This window comes from Deinococcus carri (assembly GCF_039545055.1).
GTDB classification, from domain to species: Bacteria; Deinococcota; Deinococci; order Deinococcales; family Deinococcaceae; genus Deinococcus; species Deinococcus carri.
In genome coordinates this window covers 75,001-99,458 of record NZ_BAABRP010000009.1, presented here as the reverse complement: position 1 = coordinate 99,458, position 24,458 = coordinate 75,001, and the positions used below count along the sequence as shown (strand labels likewise).

Sequence of the window (24,458 nt, the reverse complement as noted above, 5' to 3'; positions counted from 1 at the left end):
CGGGCGTTTCCGGCGTTGTCAGGCTCCGCCCCGGTTTCCCCCTCCACGCCAAGCCCGGCCCGCCGGGCGGCCTCGGGCCTGGCGGCCCGAACGGCTTGTCTTCCAGGCCTGCCCGCTTGAAGGGTGGGACGTGGGTATCGGCTCCAAAGTTTGAAAAGACAGGGGTGGCGGAAGGGTGTACAGGCAGGTTTGCTCTCCCCACTCCCGGATGCAAAAAATCCTCCTGATTGCTCCAGTTTCCTGAGCTGCCCCCTCTCCCCTTGCGGGTGACTCACCGAGCCGCGCAGCGGAGGGCCGGGGAGAGGGGGCGACCGGGCAGCTTGCACGCTCCTTGGATGCCGAGGCCTCATTTTCATTCTGTATCGGCAGTTACCGTCCCCGTGACCTGGCCCCCGGTCTTTCGCCGTGGCGGCGCTACAATCCCCCGGTGACGCTCACTGCCGCCCCCGCCACGCACGTCTGGACTCTGGAGGGGGGACTCACCGCCGCCTTCGAGCGCCGCAAGGGGCCGGGGTTCGCGCTCGACCTACGGGTACCGGTGGGCAGCGCCCATGACCCGGTGGGCCTGGAGGGGTTGGCGGGCGTGCTGGAGGAGTGGCTCTACAAGGGCGCGGGGGGCCGCGACGCCCGGCAGTTTCAGGACGCGCTCGACGACCTGGGCGTGCGCCGGGGCGGCGGCGTCGGCCCCGAGGCGACCCGCTTCGGCGTCAGCGGCCTGACGGCGGACCTCCCGGCGGCGCTGGCGCTGGTCGCCGACCTGCTGCTGCGCCCCGCGCTGCCCTCGGAGGAGCTGCCCATCCTCGCCGACCTCGCGCGGCAGGACCTGGAAGGGCTGGAGGACAGCCCGCCCGACCTGCTGGCGACGGAGGCGCGGCGGTTGGCCTTTCCCCGCGCACCGGGTTCGCCCTTCGCGGGCTACGCACACCCGGCCAGCGGCACGCCGGAGGGCCTCGCCCGGCTTGATGTGGGGAACCTGCGCGGCTTCCTCGACCGCTACGGCACCCGCGGCAGCCTGCTGGGGCTGGTGGCCGATGCGGACCCCGCCGAGGTGCGCACGCTGCTGGAACGGACCTTCGCGGGCTGGGGCCTTGGTGCGGACGAGACAGTCCCCGCCCTCTTCCGGCCCGGCCTGCGCGCCCACGTTCCCTATCCGGAGGCCGAGCAGACGCATCTGAGTCTCACGGCTCCGGGGGTCTCCCCGCGCGGCCCCGACTGGCTGGCCTGGCAGGTGGCGCTGACGGCGCTGTCAGGTGGGAGTGCCAGCCGCCTCTTTCACGCGGTGCGGGAGGAACGCGGCCTGGCCTACAGCGTGATGGCCTCGTCCGTCCTGCTGGGGGGGCAGGGCTTTCTGACGGCCTACGCGGGCAGCACGCCGGAGCGCGCCCCCGAGACGCTGGAGGTGCTGCTGGCCGAACTCGCCCGGCTGCCGCAGGGCCTGACCGGGGCCGAGTTCGGACGCGCCCGCCGCGGCCTGACCGCCAGCGTGGTCTTCGGGGCCGAGAGCCTGCGCGCCCGCGCGAGTGGCCTCACCCGTGACCTGGCTGTGTTCGGGCACGTCCGCCCGGTGGCGCAGCTCCGCGCGCAGCTCGCGGCCCTGACCCTGGAGGACGTGAACGCCTTCCTGGCCGGCTACCATCCCGCCGCGCAGGTGACCCGCGTGACCCTCGGCCCGCAGGAGCTGGTGGGATGACCCCGCACCCGCCAACGCTGCGCCAGCACCTCCTCCCGAACGGCCTGACCCTGCTGCTGGAACCCGACCCGGAAGCACAGACGGTCGCCGCCGGATACTTCGTGGCGACGGGCGCGCGCGACGAACGCCCGGAGGAGCTGGGGGCCTCGCACTTTCTCGAACACCTGATGTTCAAGGGGTCGGCCCGGCTGAGTGCCGCCGAGCTGAACGAGCGCCTCGACGACCTGGGCGGCCACGCCAACGCCTTTACCAGTGAGGAGGCGACCGTCTACCACGCCGCCGCCCTCCCCGAACAGGTGGGCGAGCTGCTGGAGACGCTGACTGAGCTGCTGCGCCCGGCCCTGCGCCCGGAAGACATCGAACCCGAGCGCGGCGTGATTCTGGAAGAAATCGCCATGTACGCCGAGCAGCCCGCCGTGCGCGTGGCCGACGAACTGCGCGCCGACTACTGGGGCACGCATCCCCTGGGCCATTCGGTGCTGGGAACCCCCGAAACGGTGGGCCACCTGACCCGCGCCGCCCTGGAGCGCAACTGGCGCGAACGCTACGGCGCGGACCGGGTAACGCTGGTGGTGGTGGGGGCTTTCGACCCGGACGCGGTGCTGGCCTGGGCACAGGCGGAACTGCGTGACTGGCCCGCCGCGCGGCGGGCCCCGGCTCCCCTCGCCCCCGCCCGTCCCGCCGCCCCCGGCACCGTCCGGGTCGTGCCGGGCGACCACCTCACCCGCGTGCAGGTCGCGCTGGCGCTGCCCGGCCTGCCCGCCACCCACCCCCTGCGCGAGGCGGCCACCGTGCTGGCCGAGCTGGTGGGCGGCGAGAACGGGTTGCTGTACTGGGCGCTGCTCGATACCGGGCTGAGTGACAGCGCCGACCTCGCCCACCTGGACTACCAGGGCGCGGGCACCTTCGAGGGCGGCTTCTCCTGTGACCCCGACCGGGCGCAGGTGGTGCTGGATGCCTACCGCGCCGTGCTGGAAACCGTGCCCGGCGCGTTGACGGACGCCGCCATTCGCCGCGCCGCCCGCAAGCTGGCCGTGGGCACCCTGCTCCGGGCCGAGACGCCCCAGGGCCGCCTTTTCGCGCTGGGCATGGAGGGGCTGGCGCTGGGCCGCGCCCTCAGCACCGCCGAACTGGTGGACCGCTACGCCCGCGTGACCCCGCAGGATGTGCGGGCCGTGCTGGCCCTCTGCCCGTTGGTTCGCCCGACGGTGGTGGCCCTGGGTCCGGTGGCCGTGCTGGCCTGATTCCAACTTCAGGTGAGCCAAGACGAGGGGCGAGCGGACTGGCAAAGCTGAGGAGTGGGGTCCGTTCACGACGCCTGCGGGGCAGAGCAGAGAGCAAAAGAGCAGAGAGCAAAAAGGACCGGCTGGCAGCGAGAGGTCGCAAGCGGGTCAGCCTCCGTTACTTGCTCGCAAGCGGGAGGCCGTCCCTGGGCATGAGGCTACGTGAATATCCGGGACTCAAAGCAGGTCGGGATGAGGGAGGCTGGATGGTGCTGCCGTGGGAAACAGTTTCGGTCTATGAGGAACAGCTGACCCTGGGATGGGAAAACCTTGCACTCTGCTTATGGGGACGCTAGGATGCGCCCCAACGCATCACGGCAAAACTGAAAGTCTGAGGGACGGCCTGTCACCTCGGGTCATGTTGTTCTGGGTCGTTTCCCAGACTGCTCTTCCTCATTCGGTATCCAAGGAGTTCACATGAAAGCACACCGCAGTTTGTCTCTCGCCCTGCTGACCGGCCTGCTGCTCTCTGCCTGTGGAACGGGGGGCACGCCTTCAGGTGACACGGGTGGGACCAAGGACACCCAGGCTCCCCAGGTGGCGTTGACGGTGGCCCCCACGCAACTGACGGCCGCCGGTCAGGCCACCTTCACGGCCACCGCCACGGACAATGTCGGCGTGACTGCCGTGGAGTTCTACGACGGCGACAAACTGATTGCCACCGACAAGGAAGCCCCCTTCACGGTCAGCCAGGGCTACGCCGCGGCGGACAACGGCACCCACACCATCAAGGCTGTGGCGGTGGACGCGGCGGGGAACCGGGGAACGGCAACCGGCACCCTGACGGTAAACATCCCGGCCGCGCCTTCGGGCGACACCGAGGCCCCCAAGATTTCGCTGGCGGCTACGCCCACCACAGTTACCGCTGGCGGCAGCGTCAAGCTGGTCGCGACGGCCAGCGACAACGTCGGGGTTACCAAAGTCACCTTCTACCGCGGCGACACCAAGCTCGGTGAGGACACCAGCGCCCCCTATGAGCTGACCGATACCGTTGCGGCGGGCACCCAGGGCAGCGTGACCTACCGGGTCGTGGCGAGCGACGCAGCCGGGAACATGACCGAGGCCAGCACCACCGTCGCCGTGAATGCTGCTGGCAACGGGCCTGCGGTCAGCCTCACGGCGCTGCCCTCCACGCTGACCCTGGGCGGCCAGGTGACCTTCAGCGCGGCGATCACGAACGGCCGCAGCGTATCGCGTGTGGAGTTCTACGACAACGGCCGCTTGGTGGGGACCGATAACGAAGCTCCCTATATGGTCAGGGTGATCTACGGGTACGCGGACAACGGCGTTCACAACATCACTGTTCGGGCCTACGACGACCAGGGCAATGTAGGTGAGGCCAGCACGACCGTGACTGTGGCTATCACCGACGCTAATGAGCCGAACGACAGCCTGGTTATGGCTGCTCCCCTCACCATCGGCGTGTCCCAGAAGGGCACCATTGCCGGACAGGCGCGCGACTTCGACTACTTCAAATTCAACGCAGCGTCGGGCGACATGCTCAAGCTGACCGTCAAGAGCGTCAGCGTGAACTCCGCCAGCACTCTCGACCCCTATGTCATGATCCTGATGCCCGATGGCAAGACCGTGCTGGAAAAGGACGACGACAGCGGCGCGGGTCTGGAGTCTGAGATTCGCTTCAACGTGCCCAAGGACGGGACCTACTACGTGGTCGTGACCAGCTTCAACATCCACGATGACGAGCAGGCCAGCGACGACAAGGCTACCAACACCTACCAGCTCGACCTGATGCGCCGGTAAGACACCGGTAAAGGAGTCCTCCCGTGAAGAACCCCCTCAAGAGCCTTCCGCTGCTGACCGTTGCCCTGGTCCTGGCCTCCTGCGGTCAGAGCACCACGCCCAGCACGGCCAGCAACCCCGGTGCCAGCCAGCCGATCAGCCTCGGCCAGATGCGCGGCGCAGACCTCGTTCCCGGCAAGTGGTTCGTCGAGCTGGAAGGCGACCCCACGGCGCTGGGTGCCCAGAGCATCGGGGCGCAGCAGGCGGCCTTCCGCAGCCTGGCCGCGCAGCAGGGCATCAAGTACCAGGAACTCGCCAGCTACAGCACACTTTTCAACGGCTTCAGCATCAGCGCCAGCGATGCGGAGGTCAACGAGATCACCCGCGTGCCGGGCGTGCTGGCCGTCTACCCGGTCGAGCGCATCGACATGCCCAAGGTTCAGCGTGACCTGAACGACGTCCTCCAGCCCGACATGGTCACGGCCGTGACCATGACCGGTGCCGACATCGCGCAGAACGAACTCGGCCTGACCGGCAAGGGCGTCAAGGTCGCCATCATGGACACCGGTATCGACCTCGACCACCCGGCCTTCAAGGGCCGCGTGATCAAGGGCTACGACTTCGTGGGCGACAAGTTCGGCTCCAAGGACGCCCAGGGCGTGGCCGACTACAACCCCATGCCCGACGAGAACCCCGACGACTGCGGCGGCCACGGCACGCACGTGGCGGGCATCGTGGGCGGAAACGATCCCACCACCGGCTTCAAGGGTGTCGCTCCCGAAGTCTCCTTTGGTGCCTACAAGGTGTTCGGCTGTGAGGGCAGCACCCAGTCCGACATCATGCTCCAGGCGATGGAGATGGCCTACAAAGACGGCATGCAGGTGCTGAACATGAGCATCGGCGCGTCCTTCCAGTGGCCCGAGTACCCCACCGCCAAGGCCGCCAGCCGTCTGGTCAAGAAGGGTATGGTCGTGAGCGTCTCGGCAGGCAACAGCGGGACCAGCGGCCAGTACGCGACGGGTGCGCCCAGCCTGGGCGAGAACGTGATGGCGGTCGCGTCGGTGGACAACATCAAGATGGAGTTGGCGAACTTCACCATCAACCCCGACGGCAGCAAGATCGGCTACATGCCCGCCACCGGTGCCCCCGATGCACCCACCGGCCTGTCCCTGCCGATCACCAAGGGACCCAAGAGCAGCCCCACGGCCACCAACGATGGCTGCGACCCCTACGCGCCCAACAGCCTGGCGGGCAAGGCTGTCCTGGTCCGGCGCGGCACCTGCTCCTTCCGCATCAAGGCGCTGAATGCCCAGAAGGCCGGGGCTAAGGCCGTCATCCTCTACAACAACACCGCCGGGTTCATCAGCCCCACCGTCGCGCCGTCTCTCGCCAGCGACAACGACGTGGTCGAGATTCCGGTCGTGTCCATCCTGGCTTCCGACGGGGCCAAGATCGACAGCCTGATCGCGGGCGGCGTGAGCATGACCTTCAACGCCGGAACCAGCAGCTTCCCCAACCCCACCGGCAACGCGATCAGCAGCTTCTCCTCGTTCGGGGCCTCGCCCGACCTGGAACTCAAGCCTGACCTGGCGGCCCCCGGCGGCCTGATCAAGAGCACGTACCCCCTGAGCAAGGAAGCGACGGGCTACGCGGTGCTGAGCGGCACCAGCATGGCTGCGCCGCACGTGGCGGGTGTGGCCGCGCTGATGCTCCAGGCCTACCCCAACATTCAGGCCAAGGACATGCGGACCCGCCTGATGAACACGGCTTCCATGCGCTGGTTCCTGAACGGGGCCACCCTGATCAAGGGCCTGCCCACCTACGTGCAGCTTCAGGGCGCGGGCATGGTCAACGTGGTCAACGCCTACAACAACACCGTCAGCGTGACGCCCAGCAAGCTCAGCTTGGGTGAGAGTGACACCTTTGCCACCCGCAGCAAGGTGCTGGTGCTGAAGAACAACAGCGCCCGCCGCGAGGTCTTCACGGCCTACAACTACCCCGCCCTGACCATCGGCGGCACGACGCTGGCCCCCAGCCCGAGCCAGAAGTACGCCACCATGACCATCAACGGGAAGGACGCCGACAATGGCACGGTCGAAGTGGTGGTGCCGCCCTACGGTGAGGCCGAGCTGAACATCGTGGTGACGCCGCCCGCCGGTGCCCCCGACCGGTCGCAGTACGGTGGCTACGTGTATCTGGAGAGTGCCTCGGGCAACAGCCTGAACGTGCCCTACAGCGGCTTCAAGGGCGACTACCAGAGCATCAAGGTGCTGGGCGACGTGCAGATCGGTGGCAAGGTCTACGACTTCCCGGCCCTGGGTGACGATGTCGCCGACGAGCTGTACATGGAAAGCGACAAGCCCACCACCCTGCCCGACTACACCTTCCAGAAGGTGGGCAACTACCTGGACTCGCCCTACGTGCTGGCGCAGTTCTCGCACCAGTCGCGCCGCGTCTCCTTCGAGCTGCTGGACGCGAATGGGAACCTCAAGGACACCATTGCCACCTACAACTACTGGGGCCGCAACGAGACGAACATCTACGTTGATGCCAACAGTGACGCCTTCGACACCTTCCGCTGGAACGGCAAGCTCAGCAACGGCAGCGATGCTCCCGCGGGCCAGTACCAGCTTCGCCTGCGCGTGCTGAAGGCGCTGGGCGACGAGAGCAACCCGGCCCACACCGAGGTCTACACCAGCCAGAAGTTCACAGTGGTGCGCTGACCTTCCAGTTCGGGTCATGCAAAGAAGCAGGGCAGGGAACCACTCCCTGCCCTGCTTCTTTGCTTCTTGCGCGCTGCGTTGCGGCCTTGGGGGCCTCTGCTTGAGTCCTGCACCGCATCTCTGTGCTTGGGTTGGGACGCTCCGTTACGTCGCCGCATGTCTCGGGCGGCAACTCTACTGCGCGCCACCCTCCTCACGGTTTCTCATACGGGATTAAAATGAGCCCTTGGCATCCGGGAAGCGTGCAAGCTGCCCGGTCGCCCCCTCTCCCCAGCCCTCTCCCGCAGGGGGAGAGGGGGCAGGCAAGCTATCTTGATATCAGCGAATCAACTTAATCCCGTATCACTCCGTTCGGCTCGCAAAGGTCCGGCAACCGGTTACGTCCCCGCCCTACCCCAGCACTGCCACCGCGTTTTCCCAGCGTAGCGTGAGGCCGCGAATGCTGCCCTCGGGGGCGAGGGGGGGGCCAAAGCGGACGTACCAGTGGCCCCCCGGCAGGCCCCGGCGCAGCCCCGTGGGGCGCTCGTGCCAGACCCGCACCGGCACGATGGGCGCGCGGCCCCGCAGGGCGATCAGGGCGAGGCCGCCGTGCAGCTCCGCGCCGCCGCGGGTGCCCTGGGGAAAGATGCCGACTATGCCGCCCGCCTGCAACACGCGAATGGCCTGCCGCACCGCCCGCGTGTCGTGCGCCGTGCGGTCCACCGGAAAGGCACCGACCGACCGCAGGATGGGGCCGACCAGCGGCCAGGTAAAGGCTTCCTGTTTCGCCATGAACTGCACGCGGGCCAGACGGGACGGCACGGCGTACCCGATCACGAAGGGGTCCAGGGCGAGCTGATGATTTCCCGCAATCACGGCGGGCGTGCCATGTGGTACATGTTCCAGGCCCTCCACGCTCAGGCCACCCCCGTAGGCGACGGGCAGGGACACCAGGGCGTGAACCAGGGGATAGGCCAGGGGGTGCGGAACCGGCATGGCCTCGGCGGAGAGGGCGGAGGCAGGCACCCGCTCCCCCTACGCCCGGCGGGCGGGCAGCGCCGCCAGGACCGCGCCGATCACGCCGTCCAGCGGCAGTGTCCCGGTGTCGATGAGGCGGGCGTCGGGGGCCGGGGCACTCTGGGCGCGGTCGCGGTGGTCACGCTCGATCAGGGCCGCCTCGATGGCGGGCACATCCTCGGGGCGTTCGCGGGCGCGGCGCTCGGCTCGCACGCGGGGGCTGGCGGTCAGGTAGAACTTGGCGTCCGCCTGCGGGAACACGTGGGTGCCCATGTCGCGGCCCTCCGCGACAAAGGGGGCGGGCAGGGCGCGAAGCTGGGCATCGACCCAGGCGCGCACCTCGGGCAGCGCCGCCACCCGGCTCACTCCGCCGTCCACCCGCGAGGAATGCAGGTCGTCCGTCAGCTCGCGCTTGCCGCACCACACGCGGTTGCCCGCCGAGAGGGCTTCGAGCCGCAGGGGGTGGGCGTGCAGGTGCGTCAGCAGGGCGGGGGCCTCGTCCAGCGGCACGCCCGCTTCGAGGGCCAGCAGGGTCGCGGCGCGGTACAGCAGCCCGCTGCTCACGTAGGGCACGCCCAGCGCCCGCGCGACGCCCGACGCGACGCTCGACTTTCCGCTGGCGGCCACGCCGTCTATCGTCACGATCACCCGCCCAGTGTAGAAGATGTGGCCCCATGAGGACGCAGCGGTCCTCACGCAGGCCCGCTAGACTGCGCGTCATGAAACAGGCCGCCCTGCTGCTCACCGCGCTCCTTGCCCTGTCCGCCTGCCAGAAGAAGGAGACGGCGACCGACACCACCCAGACCGATACCACGAAGACCGACACGGCCACCACCGACACCACCAAGACGGACACGACCAAGGCGGCGGCCGTCACCACCCCCGGTCCCCTTCCCGCGGGCTATACGCTGGTGCCGCCGCTGTCCGACAAGCCCGTGCGCGACTTCAAGGCCGAACCCGCCATGAGCCTGCAAGACGGCAAGGATTACTACGCCCTGATCGACACCGACCGGGGCCAGATTCTGGCCGACCTGTACGAACAGGAAACGCCCGTCACCGTCAACAACTTCGTGACGCTGGCCCGCAACCACTTCTATGACGGCATCCGCTTTCACCGCGTCATCGAGGGCTTCATGGCGCAGACGGGCGACCCGCTCAGCGCCGACGAGAGCAAGAAGGCCGGGTGGGGCACCGGTGGCCCCGGCTACCAGTTCCCCGACGAGATTCGCACGCGGCTGACCTTCGACGGCCCCGGCGTCCTGGCGATGGCGAACAGCGGCCCTGGCCCGCAGGGCACCGGCACCAACGGCTCGCAGTTTTTCATCACCTTCGCGCCCACCGACTCCCTGAACGGCAAGCACACCATCTTCGGCAAGGTGGTGCAGGGCGACGACGTGCTGGCGAAACTCACCCGCACCAGTGACACCAGCACCGGCCAGGAAACGCCCATCCCCGGCGCGGTGGCCGACAAGATTCTGTCGGTGCGGATTCTGACGAAGGGGAGCTGAGGCTTCCGTCTGAGGGTCTAAAGGTCAAACCGTCGAACGGTCCAGGGAGAGGCAACCCGCTTCCCGGACCGTTCGACCTTTAGACCGTTTGATAGGAGACGGTTAGACCTACGCCCCCAGGCGCGCCTGTCACTCCTCGTCGTCGAAATATTCGAAGCGGAAGGCCCCGATTTCCACGGTGTCGCCCTCGCGTGCCCCGGCCTTTTTGAGCGCCTTGTAGAGGCCCTGGCGCTTGAAGAGACCCGAGAGGTACTCGGCGGCGTCCTCGATGTGGCGGGCGAAGCGGTTGATGCGGAACTCGAAGCCGCCGCCCTCCACCTCCCAGATGCGCTCGGGTGCCGTGCTGCCGCGCTCAGGTTCGCCCTCGCGGAAGGTGATGGTGAGGGGTTCTTCCCGCACCTCCTCCGGCTCGATGTCCAGCGCGTGCGTCTGCGCCCAGAGTTCGCGGTCGGGCAACAGGGCGAACAGGGCCTCGCGCAGTTCGGGCAGGCCCTGGCTGGTCCTGGCGCTGACGGGCAGAACCGGCAGCCCGAATTCGGCCAGTTCGTCCTCCACCATCGCCGTGATATCGGCGTCCACCAGTTCCACCTTGTTCAGCGCGATGGCTGCGACGTTTTCCAGCAGCGTGGGGTCGTAGGCGCGCAGTTCGGCCTGCAAGGCGCGCAGCTCCTCTACCGGGTCGCGGGTCACGTCCAGCACGTACACCAGCAGCCGGGTGCGGCTGATATGCCGCAGGAACTCCAGCCCCAGGCCCTTGCCCTCGCTGGCCCCCTCGATGATGCCGGGAATGTCGGCCATCGTGAAGCGCTGCTCGCCGTCCGCGCTCTCTACGACCCCGAGGATGGGGGAGAGGGTGGTGAAGGGGTAATCGGCAATGGCGGGGTTGGCGCGCGAGAGGGCTGCCAGCAGGCTGCTCTTGCCCGCGTTGGGGTAGCCCACCAGCCCCACGTCCGCGATCAGGCGCAGTTCCAGCCGCACGCGCCGTTTCTCGCCGGGCGTGCCCAGTTCCGCAAAGCGGGGGGCCTGCCGGGTGCTGCTCACGAAGGTGGAGTTGCCGCGCCCGCCGAAGCCGCCGCGCGCGATCACCTTTTCCTGCCCCACGCGCACCAGGTCGGCAATCACCCGCTCCGAGTCGCGGTCGAAGGCGGTGGTGCCGACCGGCACGTCGATGTAGAGGTCCTCACCGTCGGACCCCTGGCGCAGGCGGCCCTCGCCGTAGGCCCCGTTCTGCGCCTTGAACTTGCGCCGGCCCACCAGCCGCTCCAGGCTCTCCACGCCCTCGATCGCCCGCAGGATGATGCTGCCGCCGCGCCCACCGTGTCCGCCGTCCGGGCCGCCCTTTTCCAGATACTTGGCCCGGTGAAAACTCATGCTGCCGTCGCCGCCGTTGCCCGCGGCCACTTCAATGTCCAGTACGTCTCGAAACGCCATGCCTGCTCCTTTGTGGGGCCTGCTCGCGCGGCCCCGTGAACAGCAGCCTGACCGCGCTTCTGCCCGCCTGGGTGACGGGCGCGGCGGTCAGGCCGCAACTGGCCTCAGTTTACCGCACGCCTTGGCGGGTCACGCCGGGCAGCCTGACCGCCAGCCGCGCGGGAAACAGCAGAGAGGCCGGCACCCGCAGGCCCGGCCTCTCTGCTGTCCCGCCGCGTTCAGTCGGCGGCGACTTCGGTCTGAGGGGCTTCGATGCTGATGAAGCGGCCCCGCTCGCCGCGGTTGGTAAAGACGACCTTGCCGTCCACCAGCGCGAAGAGGGTGTGGTCGCGGCCCATGCCGACGCCCTGCCCAGCCTTGAACTTGGTGCCGCGCTGGCGGACCAGGATGTTGCCCGCGACGACCGCTTCGCCGCCGAACTTCTTGACGCCCAGGTACTTGGGATTGCTGTCACGTCCGTTCTTGGACGAACCTACGCCTTTCTTGTGTGCCATTTCAATTCACCTCCGTCCGGATTAGCCCTGAATGCCCGTGATGCGGATGGCCGTGTAGCCCTGACGGTGACCCGTGCGGCGGCGGTACTGGATGCCGCTCTTGTACTTGCGCACGTAGATCTTCTTGCCCAGACCGTGCTCCACGATCTCGGCGTTCACCGTGAAGCGGCCCGCACCCTCGCCAAACACCGCCTGCTCGCCGCCCACGAAGATGGGGGTCAGGGACAGGCTGTCGCCCGCCTCGCCCTGGAGGTTCTCGACGCGCACCACGTCGCCTTCCTGCACGCGGTACTGCTTCCCACCGCTCTGAATGATCGCAAACATCCCAAATCCTCCTGCCACACTGCCGAAAGAACGCTGCCCCGGCAGAGGCCAAGCTCACCCCACGGGCGAGTCACCAGTGAAAAATCCTAGCACAGGGAAGGCCCTCAGGCCAAACGCGAACACGCCCGAACCGGGCTGTCCTCCCCGTGGGAGAAACCGGAACGAGCCAGAAGCATCACCTCCCCGCGCGGGCGGGGCGTTTGGTCGGTGATGTGGCGTTCGCGGTTTCTCGCGTGTCCTCGCGGTACACGCCTGCTCCTCCTTACGGACGAGCCGCTTTCCTGATGACCTCCGGGGCCGGGCAGATGCCCGCAGCCGGAAAAGAGTGTAGCAGAGGCGGGGGGAAGCTGGTGGGTGGGTGTGTTTTAGCTGCTTACGTTGGGAGGGGCAGGGCATCTTGCTGCGAGTAGCCCCCACCCCCCCAGCCCCCCTGCCCCCTCTGGGGGTAGGGGGGCTGGGGGGAGCGGCGCTGCGCTGGGCAAAGGGTGTCCCGCCCGGCGGCGAACATGCTTTGAGCGTTGACGGTTCCTGCCTGGAACTTGTTGCGATTCACCTGGCGGCTGCGGGCCTGGCGGCCCGAAAGCTCCTCTTCCAGGCTCGCCCACTTGAAGGGTGGAACTGGGGCGTCGGCTCCAAAGTTTAAAAACAGGGGAGGCAAGAGCTTTTGCTTTCTGTGGGGCGACTTTTTGCGTTTTGGCCTGAGGGTTGCCTCGGTTCTTCAGGGATTGGCCCAGGCTACCGGAACTTCCGCCCCCTTCCCACCGTATTCCCCGGCGTGATGGCACGGTTGCGGCTGTTCTGGCGGGATGCGCTGGCCCTGCTCTTTGCGGTGGGGGACCGGCGGACGCCTGCGGGGGCGCGGGCAGCGGCGCTGCTGGCGCTGGCCTACGCGCTGAGTCCCGTGGACCTGCTGCCGGACGTGATTCCGCTGGCCGGGTGGGGCGACGACCTGCTGGTGGTGCCCACCATCCTCGCCCTCGCCGCGCGGGGACTCCCGGCTCCGGTGCTGGCCGATGCGCGGGCACGGAGTGCGGGGCTGGGGTTGCTCGTGCTGGTGGCCGTGGGTTTGCTGGGCTGGGGTCTGTTGCGGGCCGTGGCCGCTTAAGGGGGGGCGCAGAAAGGTTGCCGTCTTTTGGCAACCTTTCCGAGCGAAGCGAGAAACGCAAAAAGGGCGGCGCGCAGTGGAGTAGACGCCTGAGACTTGCGGCAACGCAACGGAGCGCCGCCCTAACCTCCGCTTCGCCGCGACCTCTACACTAACCCCATGCGGCTGCTGTTCGTGGAGGACGACCCGCGCATCGCCCAGCCCACGGTGGGGGCGCTGCGCGAGGCGGGCTACGCGGTCACGTGGCGGCAGACCGGGCCGGAGGGGCTGGAAGAAGCCCTGCTGGGCGACTACCCCCTGATCGTGCTGGACGTGATGCTGCCCGGCCTAGACGGCTTCGCGGTCGCGCGGGCACTGCGGGAGGCGGACGTGGACGCCGCCATCCTGTTCCTGACCGCGCGCGGGGAGCTGGGTGACCGGGTGCAGGGCCTGGATCTGGGCGGCGACGCCTACCTCGTCAAGCCTTTTGCCATGCCGGAACTGCTGGCGACCCTGCGTGCCCTGTCGCGGCGCGAGCGGGGGCAGGGGGCACCGCGCGTCAGCTTCGCGGGGGGGCGCGGCCTGCTCGACACCGTGGCCCGCACCGTCACCTGGGACGGGGCAGAGGTCGCCGTCACGGGTCGCGAGTACGCCCTGCTCGAAGCCCTGGCGCTCTCGCCCGACCGCTGGTTTGCCCGCGAGGAACTCCTCGACCGCGTGTGGGGGCCGGACTTCGGCGGTGAGGCCCGCATCGTGGACGTGTACGTGCGCTACCTGCGGCGCAAGCTCGCGCCGGAGGCGGTGAGCAGCGAGCGGGGGCGGGGGTACCGGGTGGAACGGTGATACGGATTCCGGCCATTCCGTTCTCCTTCGGGAAAGCGCCGAAGGCTCACTCCATTCTGGAATCCGTCCTTTTCCTGCTCTGCTGCGCAGCTCTACGAGTCCTTCCAGTCGGGTTTCGCAGTGATTGCATCACTGTTCAACCGGAATTCGTATGAGGGGGAGGCACTCCGCGGTCCGCGGTCCGCAGGAGAACATTCCCCGCGCCCCGCTTCCTGCGCACCGCGCCCCCCTTTCCCTGCGCGCCCGCCTCGCCCTCTGGGCCGCGCTGGCGACGGCGCTCGCGGTGGCGCTGGTGGCGGCGGGGCTGTTTTTCGTGGTGAACAGCTTTCTGTTCGCGGCGCAGCGGGACCGGCTGACCTCGGCGGTGGGGGTGGTGCAGGCGCGGGTGGCGGCGGAACTGGGCCGGGGCGACGACCTGCTGGCAGCCCTGCTGGGCGTGCAGGGCACCCTGGCCCCGGCGGACCTGGCGGCGATTGTGGACGCCGACCCCCAGACCCGCCAGCTCGACGTGCGGCTGCTCACGGCGGGGGGCGGCCGGGTCAGGATGCTGACCACCCCCCGCTTCCCGGAGGGCATTCCCACGGGCCTGCGGCCCGGCACGTACCGCCTGGGCGACCGCCTGGTGGCGGTGAGCGTGCTGGCTCGTGGCCGCGCCGAGCTGACCGTCGTGACCGACGCGCGGGCACTGGGCGAGGCACAGGCGGCCTTCGGGCGGGCGCTGTGGGTGCTGGTGCCGCTGGCGCTGGCCCTCGCGCTGGCCCTGGGCTGGACGGTGGCGGGGCGGCTGCTCGCGCCTGTGCGGACGCTGGAAGGCGCAGCGCGGGACATCGGGGCGGGGGGGAATCTGCGGCGGCCCGTCCCCGGCGCGGGCGAGGGCGACGAACTCGCGCGGCTGGCCCTGACCCTCCAGGAGACGTTTGCCCGCCTGGCCGACGCCCGCGACCGCGAGCAGGACTTCCTGCGGGCCGCCGCGCACGACCTGCGCAGCCCGCTGGCCGCCCTGACCGCGCGGGTGGACGCCACGCTGGCCCGCGACCGCAGCGCCGACCGTTACCGCGCCGAACTGCGTGAAATCGGAACGGACATCACCCGGCTGTCCGACCTGGCGAACCACCTGCTGCTGCTCGCGCGTGACCCGGCGGCCCTGACCCGCGAGGAGGTTCCCCTGCGCGACCTCGCCGCGGGGGCGGTGGACCGTGCCCGCGAGCTGAACCCGGAGGCCGACGTGGACCTGCTCGCCCCGCAGCCCGTCCGGGTGGCGGGGGACCGGGTGCTGCTGGGCCAGGCCGTCTGGAACCTGACGGCGAACGCGGCGCTGCACGCCCCCGGCGCGACCGTCACGGTCAGCGTCCGGGACGACGGGGCAGGCGGCGGCATCGTCGAGGTCCGCGACGACGGCCCCGGCGTGGAGGCGGCGGTGCTGGCGCGGCTGGGCGAGGCCTTTTACCGCCCCGACGCCAGCCGCAGCACCGGCGGGCATGGCCTGGGCCTCGCGCTGGTGCGCCGGGCGGCGGAACTGCACGGCGGCACGCTCACGCTGGACAGTGCCCCCGGTCAGGGCTTCACGGCCACGCTGCACCTGCCGGCCCGTCCCCTGCTTCCGGCAGGAGTGCTACCCTCTCCCGCATGACACAGCCTAGAGCCGGGCAATGGAGCGCCGTCGTGCTGGGCGGCGGCGACCCCGGCGACCCCTTCGCGGCGGCGCACGGCGTGCCCGTCAAGGCGCTGATTCCGGTGGGCGGCGAGCCGATGGCCCTGCATGTCCTGCGTGCCCTGCGCGCCAGCGGGCGCGTCTCACGCGTCGCCTACGTCGGCCCCACCCTCCCCGCGATGGACCCCCTGATCGACGAGCGCGTCACCGACCACGGCACCCTCCTGAGCAACCTGGAAGCCGGAGTGGAGGCACTCGCCGCTTCCGGCCTGCCAGGCGGCGAGCGCGTGCTGGTCGTCACGGCCGACATTCCGCTCGTCACGCCGGGGCACCTGGCCGAGGTGCTGGACGCCGCCCCCCCGGAGGCCGCCCTGGTCTACCCCGTGGTCCGCCGGGAGGACTGCGAGCGCGCCTTTCCCGGCGTCAAGCGCACCTATGCCCGCCTGCGGGAAGGCACTTTCACGGGGGGGAACGTCTTTCTGCTGGACCCGCGCCTGATCGGCCAGTTCCTGCCCCGGCTGCGCGAGGTGCTGGCCGCCCGCAAGGCCCCGCTGAAACTGGCGGGCCTGATCGGGCCGGGCATCCTGCTGAGGCTGGTCACGCGCCGCCTGACGGTGGCCGAACTCGAAGCGCGGGTCAGCGCCATCCTGGGCGTTCCGGCCCGCGCCCTGATCACCCCGCACGCCGCCATCGGCACCGACGTGGACAAGGACGCCGATCTGCGGCTGGCCGAAGCCCACCTGCCCCCCGGCGTGTCTGGCTCAAAAATCCCTGTCTAAGTTCTGAGGCCTGTGGCCTTGTCACGCCCCAGGGGGGTGTGCATACTGTGCCCCATGCCTCACGTCATCGTCAGCCCCTGCATCGGTGTCAAGGACCAGGCCTGCACCGAGGTCTGCCCCGTGGAGTGCATCTACGACGGCGGCGACCAGTTCGTGATTCACCCCGACGAGTGCATCGACTGCGGGGCCTGCGTGCCCGCTTGCCCGGTCAGCGCCATCTTCCCCGAAGAGGACGTGCCCGCCGGCGAAACCGAGTTCATCGTCAAGAACCGCGCCTTTTTCGGCCTCTGACGCCCGCTCGACGCCCTTCTCTGCCCCCGGCCCCGTGCCGGGGCATTTTTTTGGCCGGGTGCGAGGACGTGTTCCCCTTGCTCTGCCCCACCGGCCCCCGCTAGCATGGCGGCTGGTGCCCCCAGCCTGCCGAGCAGGTGCGGCGCTTCCCGAGAGGAGGTGATGACGTGAATCCCGAACCCCAGGCCGAGCAGGACCCGCCCAGTTTGGCCCCCACGCCATCCCACTCCCGGAGGACGCACCATGCAGGACACTGAACCCAGGGCGGCGCGGCCATGCTGACCTATTACCGCAGCATCGGCGGCAAGTTGCAGGTGATCGGCAGCTACATCGACGGCTGCTGGATCAACGCGACCGCCCCCACCGCCGAGGAACTCGCCCGCGTGAGCCGCGAGACGGGCCTCGACCTCGACTACCTGAGTTATCCCCTCGACCCCGACGAACGCTCCCGCTTCGAGCGCGAGGACGGCCAGCTGCTGATCATCATGCAGACCAGCTACCGGCTGGGCGAGGACAGCGACATTCCCTACGACACGGTGCCGCTGGGCATCCTGCACACCGACCACTGCCTCGTGACGGTGTGTGCCACCGAGAACCCGGTCGTGAACGACGTAGTGAGCGGCCTGGTGCGGCGCGTGTCCACCGTCAAGAAAAATCGCCTCACGCTGCAACTCTTTTTGCGCAACGCCCAGCGTTTCCTGATCGACGTGCGCCAGATCAACAAGCAGGTGGACCGCATCGAGGACCGCATGGAGACGGCCACCCGCAACCGGGAGCTGATGGACCTCCTCAAGCTCGAAAAGAGCCTGGTGTACTTCATCACCGGCCTCAAGGCCAACGAGGCCATGATGGAGCGCGTCAAACGCGACCGCATCTTCGAGATGTACGAGGAGGACTCGGATCTGCTCGACGACGTGCTGATCGAGAACCTCCAGGCCATCGAGATGGCGTCCATCGCCAGCAACATCCTGACCAGCATGGCGGGGGCCTTCGCTTCCGTTATCAGCAACAACGTCAACCAGGTCGTGAAGGTGCTCACGGTCACGACCATCCTGGTGGCGATTCCCACCCTGATCACCAGCATCTTCGGCATGAACGTGCCGCTGCCCCTCCAGCAGAACCCCGAGGGCATGTGGATTGTGCTGAGCATCGCCAGTCTGCTGTCCGCCACCCTGGCGTTCCTGTTCTACCGCTGGCGGGTGTTTTGAGGGGAGCGGTCCGCTTTGAGCCGTCAGCTTCCCGTTCTGACCTCCAGGTGCGCCTATGACTGACCCCCGCCACGGCACCCGCTTCGGCGTCTACCTCTGTCCCCCGGCGGGCGACCCGTACTACGAATTGGGCAGCGGGCTGCTCGGCTTCGACGTGCGCGCGGGGCGCGAAGTGGCGTTGCCGGACTTCCTGCGCCCGGAATGGCAGACGGAGGCCGGGCCGTATGGGCTGCACCTGACCGTCGTGGAGGGGTTTTACACCGACCCCGCCTGGTGGCCGCAGATCGAGGCGGAGGTGCGGGCCTGCCTTGCCTGCCTGACGCCCGGCGCGGTCCTCACCCTGACAGGCGGGCGGGTGGAGGCCTGGGACGACGGGGCCACCTGGGTGCATCGCCTGGACGCCAGCGGCGCGCTGCTGGTGCTGCATACGCTGCTGCTGGCGCGGCTCGCGCGGTTCGTGACCGCCTCGCCCTTTGCCGGGCAGGTGGCGGCGGGGAAGTACGCCGAGCCTTTTCAGCAGGCCAGGTTGCGGCTCCTCCACACGCCGCGCGGGCTGGATTCCTGGCAGCCCCACTTCACGCTGGTGCAGCCCTACGGCGGCCCGGACCCGGCGGGCCTGCGCGCCCGGCTGGAGGCCCTGACCGCGCCGCACCACGCCCAGACCTTTCGCTCGGTGGCCCTCTTCGAGAAGCGGGCGGGCGAAGAGAGGTGGCGGGTGCGGGCCGACCTGCCCCTCGGCACTGTGCCCCCGCCGGGACGGCGGGGCACCCCCCAAACGGCGTGATGCTCACGCGGGCGGGCCGCGCCTCGCCTACACTCGGCGGGTGACGAGGAACGCGGAAACAGGCGAAAACGGGAGCGGGATGCGGGTGGTCGTGGCGACCGGGAACGCCGGAAAGGTGCGCGAAATCGCCGAGGCGCTTCCGGGCCTGAGCTGGCAACTGGAGGGCCTGGGCGGCCTGCCTCTGCCCGAGGAAACCGGCACCACCTACGAGGAGAACGCGGCCCTCAAGGCCTGCGCGGCAGCGATGGCCCGCGGCCTGCCCGCCCTGGCCGACGACTCGGGGCTGGAGGTCGCGGCCCTGGGCGGGCAGCCCGGCGTGTACAGCGCCCGCTTCGGGGGCCGTGACAGCGACCTCGAACGCAATCTCTACCTGCTCGAAAGGCTGCGTGGGGCGGCCGACCGCCGCGCGAAGTTCGTCTCGGTGGTGATGCTCGCCTATCCCGACGGCCACCTGGAAACCTACCGCGGCGAGATGACCGGCACCCTGCTGGAAGGCCCCCGCGGCGAGAATGGCTTCGGCTACGACCCCCTCTTCGTCCCCGACGGCGAGACCCGCACCCTGGCCGAGATGACCGTGGCCGAGAAGCGCGCTCTCAGCCACCGGGGCCGGGCACTGACCGCGCTGATGGAGGCGCACCGCGACGGGCCGCCCGCCCGCGACCTGACCCCCGTGGAGTGAAACCAGGACCAGGGCGGCCGTCCGCCAGCCGCCTAGCCCTGGCCCTGAGCGTGTTCCCGCACGTCGTTCTTCAGCCGCATCAGGATGGCTCCCATGCCGCGCAGGCGCATCGGCGTGATCAGTTCGCTGAGGCCCATGTCCATGTAGAACTGGTCGGGCACGTTCAGGATCGTCTCGGGCGACTCGCCATTGAGCGCCTCGCGCAGGATGCCCGCGTAGCCGCGCACGGTGGGCGCTTCCTCCGGCACCTTGAAGTGCATGTTCACGCCGCCCTCGCCGTTCTGCTCCGTGACCAGAAAGAACGGGCTGGCGCATTCGGGCACCGGCTGGAGGAACTCCGGGTGCTCCACGTACTTCTCGGGCAGGGGCGGCAGCTTCTTGCTGTACTCCAGCAGGGCCTGGAGGCGCAGCGGCTTGGGCGCGCTGCGAAACAGGGTCACGATGTTCTGGAGCTTCTCGGGCAGGGGCGCGGCGTCCGTCATGCGGTCACTGTACCCCCGCCGCCGGGCGGGTTATGGTGAGGCCTGTCCAGTTGACCTTTTTGGTCAATGAATGGCCCGCGCAGGTACAATCAGCTCCGAACGCCTGAAGGAGGCACACATGGAATACGCGAAAGACGTGCTGGTCAGCACAGACTGGGTGGCCCAGAACCTCAGCACCCCCGGCGTCCGCCTGATCGAGGTGGACGAGGACATCCTGCTCTACGACACCGGCCACATCCCCGGCGCGGTGAAGGTGGACTGGCAGCAGGATTTCTGGGACCCGGTCATGCGCGAGTTCATCCAGCCCGGGCAGCTTGCCGAACTGCTGGGCCGCCTGGGCCTCCGCGAGGGCGACACCATCGTGCTGTACGGCGATAAGAGCAACTGGTGGGCCGCCTACGCCTACTGGTTCCTCAGCTACAACGGCGTGCAGGGCCTCAAGCTGATGAACGGCGGCCGCCAGAAGTGGGTCGCGGAGGGCCGCGAACTCACCACCGATGCGCCCAGCTATGAGCCGACCCAGTACGCCGCCCTGCACCGCGACGAGAGCCTGCGCGCCTACCGTGACGAGGTGAAGGCGCATATCGAGGCCGTGCGCGGCGGCCAGGGCGCGATGGTGGATGTCCGCAGCCCCGACGAGTTCTCCGGCAAGGTCACGCACATGCCCAACTATCCCCAGGAAGGCGTGCTGCGCGGCGGCCACATTCCCGGCGCACGCAACATCCCCTGGGCACGCGCCACCAACGAGGACGGCACCTTCAAGAGCGCGGACGAACTGCGCGACCTCTACGCGGGCGAGGGCGTGACCCCCGACAAGGACGTGATCGCCTACTGCCGCATCGCGGAACGCTCCAGCCACAGCTGGTTCGTGCTGCGCGAGCTGCTGGGCTACCCGCAGGTCCGCAACTACGACGGCTCCTGGACCGAGTGGGGCAACGCGGTCGGGATGCCGATTGAAAAGACCTACAGCGAGGCCTGAGCCGGAATCCGTACGAGGGCACAAAGGGCAGGGAGTATGAGGGCAGAGGCCCGGCGCTCCCTGCCCTTTTTTTGCTGCCTGCTGGGGGGTTCTTCACGTCCCCCCCTCCGGTCAGGGGAAGCGGAGGGGGGCCGCGTGCCGCTAAGGTAGAGACATGAAGTTCCTGATTCTCATCGCTCTTCTGGTGGGCGTGGTTCTGTTCCTGCGCATGCGGAAACGGTCGGCGGGGCAAGCGTCCTCGGGGAGTACCCAGCCCCCCGGCACCGCCGGGCTGGACGAGGAGACGGCGCTCAGGCCCGACATCGACCCGGCGGCCCTGGCCGCTGCACGGGCCAGCATCACGCCCGCCGTACCCGATGAGATTCTGTCCGACGCCCTGCTGGACGCCACCCCCAAACAACTCGCCACCCTGATCGCCTCCGTGCCCACCGACGTGATGGCCGCCGCCGTGGGCCACGACGCCTCCACGCAGCCCAGGACCCAGGCCCGCGCCGAGGACCTCGCGCAGCTTCGCAAGGTGGGCGAGGCCGTGGACGACCTGGAAATCTGGAGCTTCGGCGAGAAGAACTGATACCAACTTCAGGTGAGGCGTAGACGAACCGGAGCGGAGCGAGAAGAAGAAAAGACCGGCTTGCGGCGATGGACCATGAGCGAGTCCGCCTACGTTGCTCGCGGCAAGAAAGGCGAAGGGCCGCCCCTGAGCCTCTAGCCACCGAGAACATCCGGTGTTTTGTCCGGGTGTTCTGGAATCAGAGCAAGTTGGGATGAGGCCATGGACCAGGGCGAAGTCAGGCGGGCCATTTTCAACATTTACGGTGCGGACGAGTGCCGCCTGCGGGTAGATATCCTGGCAAGCGGGCGCGTCCGCCTGCGCCTGCGGACGGGCCGCGGTACCCACGACTGGACCTGTGAGACGCTGGAGGAGTTGCCCTGGCTGGCGCTGGAGGCCGACCTGCCCGCCGACCTCTCCGAACAACTGCGGTGGGAACTGGACCTGATGGGCCTGCGGGGGATGTGAGCGGAAGCGTCCCCCGCCTGCTGCTGCCAGATACTGTGTTCATGCGTTCCATCGCTGACGTGCGTGCCGCCTGCGCTGCCCTGCCAGGGTCGTGCGAGACGTTTCCCTTCGACGCCACCACCCTGGTCTTTAAAGTCGGCGGGAAGATGTACGCCCTGACCGACATCACGGGCGACCCGGTGACCCTCAGCCTGAAGGTGCGGCCCGAACGGGGTGATGACCTGCGCGCCGGATATCCCGCCATCGTGCCGGGGTATCACCTCAACAAGCGCCACTGGGTGACCGTCACGCTGGATGGCACGGTGCCCGAGGCTCTGCTCCATGACCTGCTGACCGGAAGTCATGCCCTCGTCCTGAGCAGCCTGACGCGGGCACAGCGGGCCGAGCTGGGGCTGGTGTAGGGGAGGGGGCCGGCTGTTTGCCTCCTTCCCCCGCTTCCGGGGTGTTCTGGCCTTGAACTCTGGGAGCCGCTCTGGTGGGCAGCAAACGGTTCTGGCGTGCCGTATGAGCTGGAAACCTTCCCGCCGAGGGAGTTGCACAGACGGACGCCAAACACCCATCCCCTGAGCCTGTCCTGAGAACAGTGACAGGAGGGAAGGACGATCACGGTTTTTCACAACCTGTACGTGTACGTTTAGGTTTATGTCTACTCCTTCCTCTCTCCATCCTGCTGCCAGCGCGGACGTGGGGTCGTCGGCGCGGCAGGGCGTCGCGGCCTGGGCCATTACGGCGGCGTGCCTGATCGTCTTTATGGGTATCGGTGTGGTGGACCCCATCCTCCCGGAGATTGGGCACCAACTGGGTGCAACGCCGACGCAGGTCGAGCTGCTCTTTACCACCTACCTGGGCGTGATGGCCGTGATGACGCTGTTCGCCGGGAACATCGGCACGCGCCTGGGCCGCCGCCGGGTGGCGCTGCTCGGCCTCGCGCTGATTGCCGTCTTCGCCCTCGCCTGCGGCCTGAGTGGCAGCATTCCCGCGCTGGCGGTGTTCCGGGGGGGCTGGGGCCTGGGCAGCGCGCTGTTCACACCCACCGCGCTGGTGCTGCTGCTGGCGCTGATCGGGCACGCGGAAAAGGCCATCATGCGCTACGAGGCCGCCATCGGCCTGGGCATGAGCATGGGGCCGCTGCTGGGCGGCGTGCTGGGCAGCCACGGCTGGCGCTTTCCCTTTCTGGGGGCCGCCGCACTGATGCTGCTGGCCCTGGCCGCCGTCGCGGTCTTCGTGCGGGTACCGGAGAAGCGGGAACCGGTGCGCCCGGTCGGGGACGTGTTCCGCGCGTACCGCCACCCCGCCTTTCTGGCTGTCGGTATCACGGGGCTGCTGTACTACTTCGGGTTCTTCCTGCTGCTGGGCTACACGCCGCTCTTTCTGCACCTCAGCACCCTGGGGCTGGGCCTGACCTTTTTCGGCTGGGGCCTCCTGCTGGGGCTGGGCAGCACCCTGCTGGCGGAGCGGCTGCTGCACCGGGTGCGCGCCAGCCGAATCGTCATCGGGGCGCTGGCGGGCCTCACGCTGCTGTTCGTGCTGCTGGGGTTCGCGCCCCTGGCGAGCGGCGTGAAGATTGCGCTGGTCGTCCTCAGCGGCACCCTCTTCGGCCTGATGAACGCCCTGCTGACCACCCTCAGCGTAGAGGTCAGCCACATGCCCCGCGCCACGGCCACCAGCGCCTACAACTTCCTGCGCTGGCTGGGGGCGGCCGCCGCACCCGTGACCAGCGGAGTCGTGGCCGAGCGTCTGGGCGCGCCCGTGCCCTACGCCTTCGGGGCCGTGGCGGTGGCGCTCGCCGTGCTGCTGATGGCCCTGGCCGCCCGCCCCATCGACGCGGCGCGGTCCAGCGACCCGCACGTTCACTGACTTGAGGGCGGTGCCCAGAAGGGTAGTTTCTGGGCCGAACGGAGTGAGAAACCGTAATGAGGGCAGCGCGAAGTGGAGTTGCTGCCAAGACACGCGGCAACTTCACTTCGCGCTGCCCTAGACTGTTCCCCATGACTGGCCCGGCCACCCCCGACGACATCCCCCGCTACCGTGTGGGCGAGGTCGCCGCGCGGCTGGGCCTCACGCTGCGGACCCTGAAGTACTACGAGGAACTGGGCCTCGTCACGCCGGGGCGCAGCGGCAGCCGCTACCGCCTGTATTCGGAGGCGGACGTGGCCCGATTGGAGCGCGTGCGGCGGATGCGGGCGCTGGGCCTCAGCCTGGACACCATCCGCGCCACCTTCTCCCAGCCCCAGGAACGCGACCCGGAAGGCCGCCAGGTGCTGACGCCGGAGGCCCTGCAAGCCCTGGAAACCGACCTGAGCGGCCAACTGGCCGTGTTGACCCAGCGCATCACGGCGGCCGAACGCGAACTGCGCGACGCCCGCGCCCTGCGCCGCGACCTGGAACGCGACCTCGCGTACGTGCGGCGGCGGCTGAGCGGGGCACAGGTGGGCGAACTGCTGCGCGAGACGGAGGCGGGCCGGGGTGAA

25 protein-coding genes (1 of these 25 running past the window's edge) are annotated in these 24,458 nt (G+C 69.0%); 19 read left to right on the top strand and 6 right to left on the bottom strand.

The genetic code is table 11. The annotated features are described in order from the left end of the window. The first annotated feature begins 427 nt into the window (after positions 1–427). From ABEA67_RS12410 to ABEA67_RS12395, 4 genes are all read left to right on the top strand, one after another. The gene (locus tag ABEA67_RS12410; protein WP_345465565.1) at positions 428–1,690 is read left to right on the top strand and encodes a M16 family metallopeptidase; all 1,263 of its coding nucleotides are present in this window, start codon (positions 428–430) and stop codon (positions 1,688–1,690) included. Then, on the top strand, positions 1,687–2,934 hold the full coding sequence (locus ABEA67_RS12405; RefSeq protein WP_345465563.1) for a M16 family metallopeptidase: 1,248 nt from the start codon (positions 1,687–1,689) through the stop codon (positions 2,932–2,934). The genes ABEA67_RS12410 and ABEA67_RS12405 overlap by 4 nt, the downstream gene beginning before the upstream one ends. A 456-nt stretch (positions 2,935–3,390) precedes the next feature. Beyond that, positions 3,391–4,734, top strand: coding sequence for an Ig-like domain-containing protein (locus ABEA67_RS12400; RefSeq protein ID WP_345465561.1), 1,344 nt, complete (start codon positions 3,391–3,393; stop codon positions 4,732–4,734). Positions 4,735–4,757: 23 nt separating this feature from the next. Next, complete coding sequence (locus ABEA67_RS12395; RefSeq protein ID WP_345465559.1) at positions 4,758–7,436, top strand: S8 family serine peptidase; 2,679 nt, start codon at positions 4,758–4,760, stop codon at positions 7,434–7,436. A gap of 390 nt (positions 7,437–7,826) precedes the next feature. Here ABEA67_RS12395 and ABEA67_RS12390 read toward each other — a convergent pair whose 3' ends face one another. Together ABEA67_RS12390 and cmk are read right to left on the bottom strand one after the other, a co-directional pair. Continuing rightward, a complete protein-coding gene (locus ABEA67_RS12390) occupies positions 7,827–8,441 on the bottom strand; it encodes a lysophospholipid acyltransferase family protein (RefSeq protein WP_345465557.1) in 615 nt (204 codons plus the stop codon). Positions 8,442–8,450: 9 nt separating this feature from the next. Further along, on the bottom strand, positions 8,451–9,080 hold the full coding sequence (cmk, locus tag ABEA67_RS12385; RefSeq protein ID WP_345465555.1) for a (d)CMP kinase: 630 nt from the start codon (positions 9,078–9,080) through the stop codon (positions 8,451–8,453). Between the two features lie 71 nt (positions 9,081–9,151). Here cmk and ABEA67_RS12380 point away from each other — a divergent pair, with 71 nt between their 5' ends. Beyond that, positions 9,152–9,940, top strand: coding sequence for a peptidylprolyl isomerase (locus ABEA67_RS12380; protein ID WP_345465552.1), 789 nt, complete (start codon positions 9,152–9,154; stop codon positions 9,938–9,940). A gap of 129 nt (positions 9,941–10,069) precedes the next feature. On the opposite strand, the gene obgE is transcribed toward ABEA67_RS12380, so the two are convergent. The 3 genes from obgE to rplU form a co-directional block, all read right to left on the bottom strand. Continuing rightward, entirely contained in the window at positions 10,070–11,371 is a 1,302-nt protein-coding gene (gene obgE, locus ABEA67_RS12375) for a GTPase ObgE (RefSeq protein ID WP_345465549.1), read from the bottom strand. 218 nt (positions 11,372–11,589) lie between these two features. Further along, on the bottom strand, positions 11,590–11,865 hold the full coding sequence (rpmA, locus tag ABEA67_RS12370; protein WP_345465547.1) for a 50S ribosomal protein L27: 276 nt from the start codon (positions 11,863–11,865) through the stop codon (positions 11,590–11,592). Positions 11,866–11,886: 21 nt separating this feature from the next. After that, positions 11,887–12,189 carry a 50S ribosomal protein L21 gene (rplU, locus tag ABEA67_RS12365; RefSeq protein ID WP_345465545.1) on the bottom strand — a complete coding sequence of 101 codons (303 nt, stop codon included), beginning with the start codon at positions 12,187–12,189 and terminating at the stop codon, positions 11,887–11,889. Between the two features lie 778 nt (positions 12,190–12,967). Between rplU and ABEA67_RS12360 the strand changes: the two genes are divergently transcribed. From ABEA67_RS12360 to rdgB, 8 genes are all read left to right on the top strand, one after another. Then, a complete protein-coding gene (locus tag ABEA67_RS12360) occupies positions 12,968–13,294 on the top strand; it encodes a YkvA family protein (RefSeq protein ID WP_425557193.1) in 327 nt (108 codons plus the stop codon). 159 nt (positions 13,295–13,453) lie between these two features. Continuing rightward, on the top strand, positions 13,454–14,116 hold the full coding sequence (locus ABEA67_RS12355) for a response regulator transcription factor (protein WP_345465541.1): 663 nt from the start codon (positions 13,454–13,456) through the stop codon (positions 14,114–14,116). 151 nt (positions 14,117–14,267) lie between these two features. Further along, a complete protein-coding gene (locus ABEA67_RS12350) occupies positions 14,268–15,746 on the top strand; it encodes a sensor histidine kinase (RefSeq protein ID WP_345465539.1) in 1,479 nt (492 codons plus the stop codon). Beyond that, the gene (locus ABEA67_RS12345) at positions 15,743–16,546 is read left to right on the top strand and encodes a nucleotidyltransferase family protein (RefSeq protein ID WP_345465537.1); all 804 of its coding nucleotides are present in this window, start codon (positions 15,743–15,745) and stop codon (positions 16,544–16,546) included. The genes ABEA67_RS12350 and ABEA67_RS12345 overlap by 4 nt, the downstream gene beginning before the upstream one ends. 54 nt (positions 16,547–16,600) lie before the next feature. Beyond that, on the top strand, positions 16,601–16,837 hold the full coding sequence (locus ABEA67_RS12340) for a ferredoxin (protein WP_345465535.1): 237 nt from the start codon (positions 16,601–16,603) through the stop codon (positions 16,835–16,837). Positions 16,838–17,112: 275 nt separating this feature from the next. After that, positions 17,113–18,045, top strand: a complete 933-nt coding sequence (locus ABEA67_RS12335) for a magnesium transporter CorA family protein (protein WP_345465533.1) — start codon at positions 17,113–17,115, stop codon at positions 18,043–18,045. A 55-nt stretch (positions 18,046–18,100) separates the two neighbouring features. Beyond that, on the top strand, positions 18,101–18,829 hold the full coding sequence (locus ABEA67_RS12330; protein WP_345465531.1) for a hypothetical protein: 729 nt from the start codon (positions 18,101–18,103) through the stop codon (positions 18,827–18,829). Between the two features lie 79 nt (positions 18,830–18,908). Then, positions 18,909–19,508, top strand: a complete 600-nt coding sequence (rdgB, locus tag ABEA67_RS12325) for an RdgB/HAM1 family non-canonical purine NTP pyrophosphatase (protein ID WP_345465637.1) — start codon at positions 18,909–18,911, stop codon at positions 19,506–19,508. Between the two features lie 32 nt (positions 19,509–19,540). Here rdgB and ABEA67_RS12320 read toward each other — a convergent pair whose 3' ends face one another. Further along, positions 19,541–19,990 (bottom strand): SufE family protein, encoded by a 450-nt coding sequence (locus ABEA67_RS12320; protein WP_345465529.1) that lies wholly within the window; start codon positions 19,988–19,990, stop codon positions 19,541–19,543. A gap of 118 nt (positions 19,991–20,108) precedes the next feature. Between ABEA67_RS12320 and ABEA67_RS12315 the strand changes: the two genes are divergently transcribed. The 6 genes from ABEA67_RS12315 to ABEA67_RS12290 form a co-directional block, all read left to right on the top strand. Continuing rightward, the gene (locus ABEA67_RS12315) at positions 20,109–20,969 is read left to right on the top strand and encodes a sulfurtransferase (protein ID WP_345465527.1); all 861 of its coding nucleotides are present in this window, start codon (positions 20,109–20,111) and stop codon (positions 20,967–20,969) included. A gap of 154 nt (positions 20,970–21,123) precedes the next feature. Then, positions 21,124–21,540 carry a hypothetical protein gene (locus ABEA67_RS12310; RefSeq protein ID WP_345465525.1) on the top strand — a complete coding sequence of 139 codons (417 nt, stop codon included), beginning with the start codon at positions 21,124–21,126 and terminating at the stop codon, positions 21,538–21,540. A gap of 201 nt (positions 21,541–21,741) precedes the next feature. Continuing rightward, entirely contained in the window at positions 21,742–21,987 is a 246-nt protein-coding gene (locus ABEA67_RS12305) for a hypothetical protein (protein WP_345465523.1), read from the top strand. A 41-nt stretch (positions 21,988–22,028) separates the two neighbouring features. Beyond that, a complete protein-coding gene (locus ABEA67_RS12300) occupies positions 22,029–22,388 on the top strand; it encodes an MmcQ/YjbR family DNA-binding protein (RefSeq protein WP_345465521.1) in 360 nt (119 codons plus the stop codon). Positions 22,389–22,629: 241 nt separating this feature from the next. Further along, the gene (locus ABEA67_RS12295) at positions 22,630–23,844 is read left to right on the top strand and encodes an MFS transporter (protein ID WP_345465519.1); all 1,215 of its coding nucleotides are present in this window, start codon (positions 22,630–22,632) and stop codon (positions 23,842–23,844) included. A gap of 131 nt (positions 23,845–23,975) precedes the next feature. Then, positions 23,976–24,458 carry the 5' portion of a MerR family transcriptional regulator gene (locus ABEA67_RS12290; RefSeq protein ID WP_345465517.1) on the top strand. The gene runs 3 nt beyond the window's last position, so 483 of the gene's 486 nt are visible here — the first part of the coding sequence; it begins with the start codon at positions 23,976–23,978; its stop codon lies off the right edge, out of view.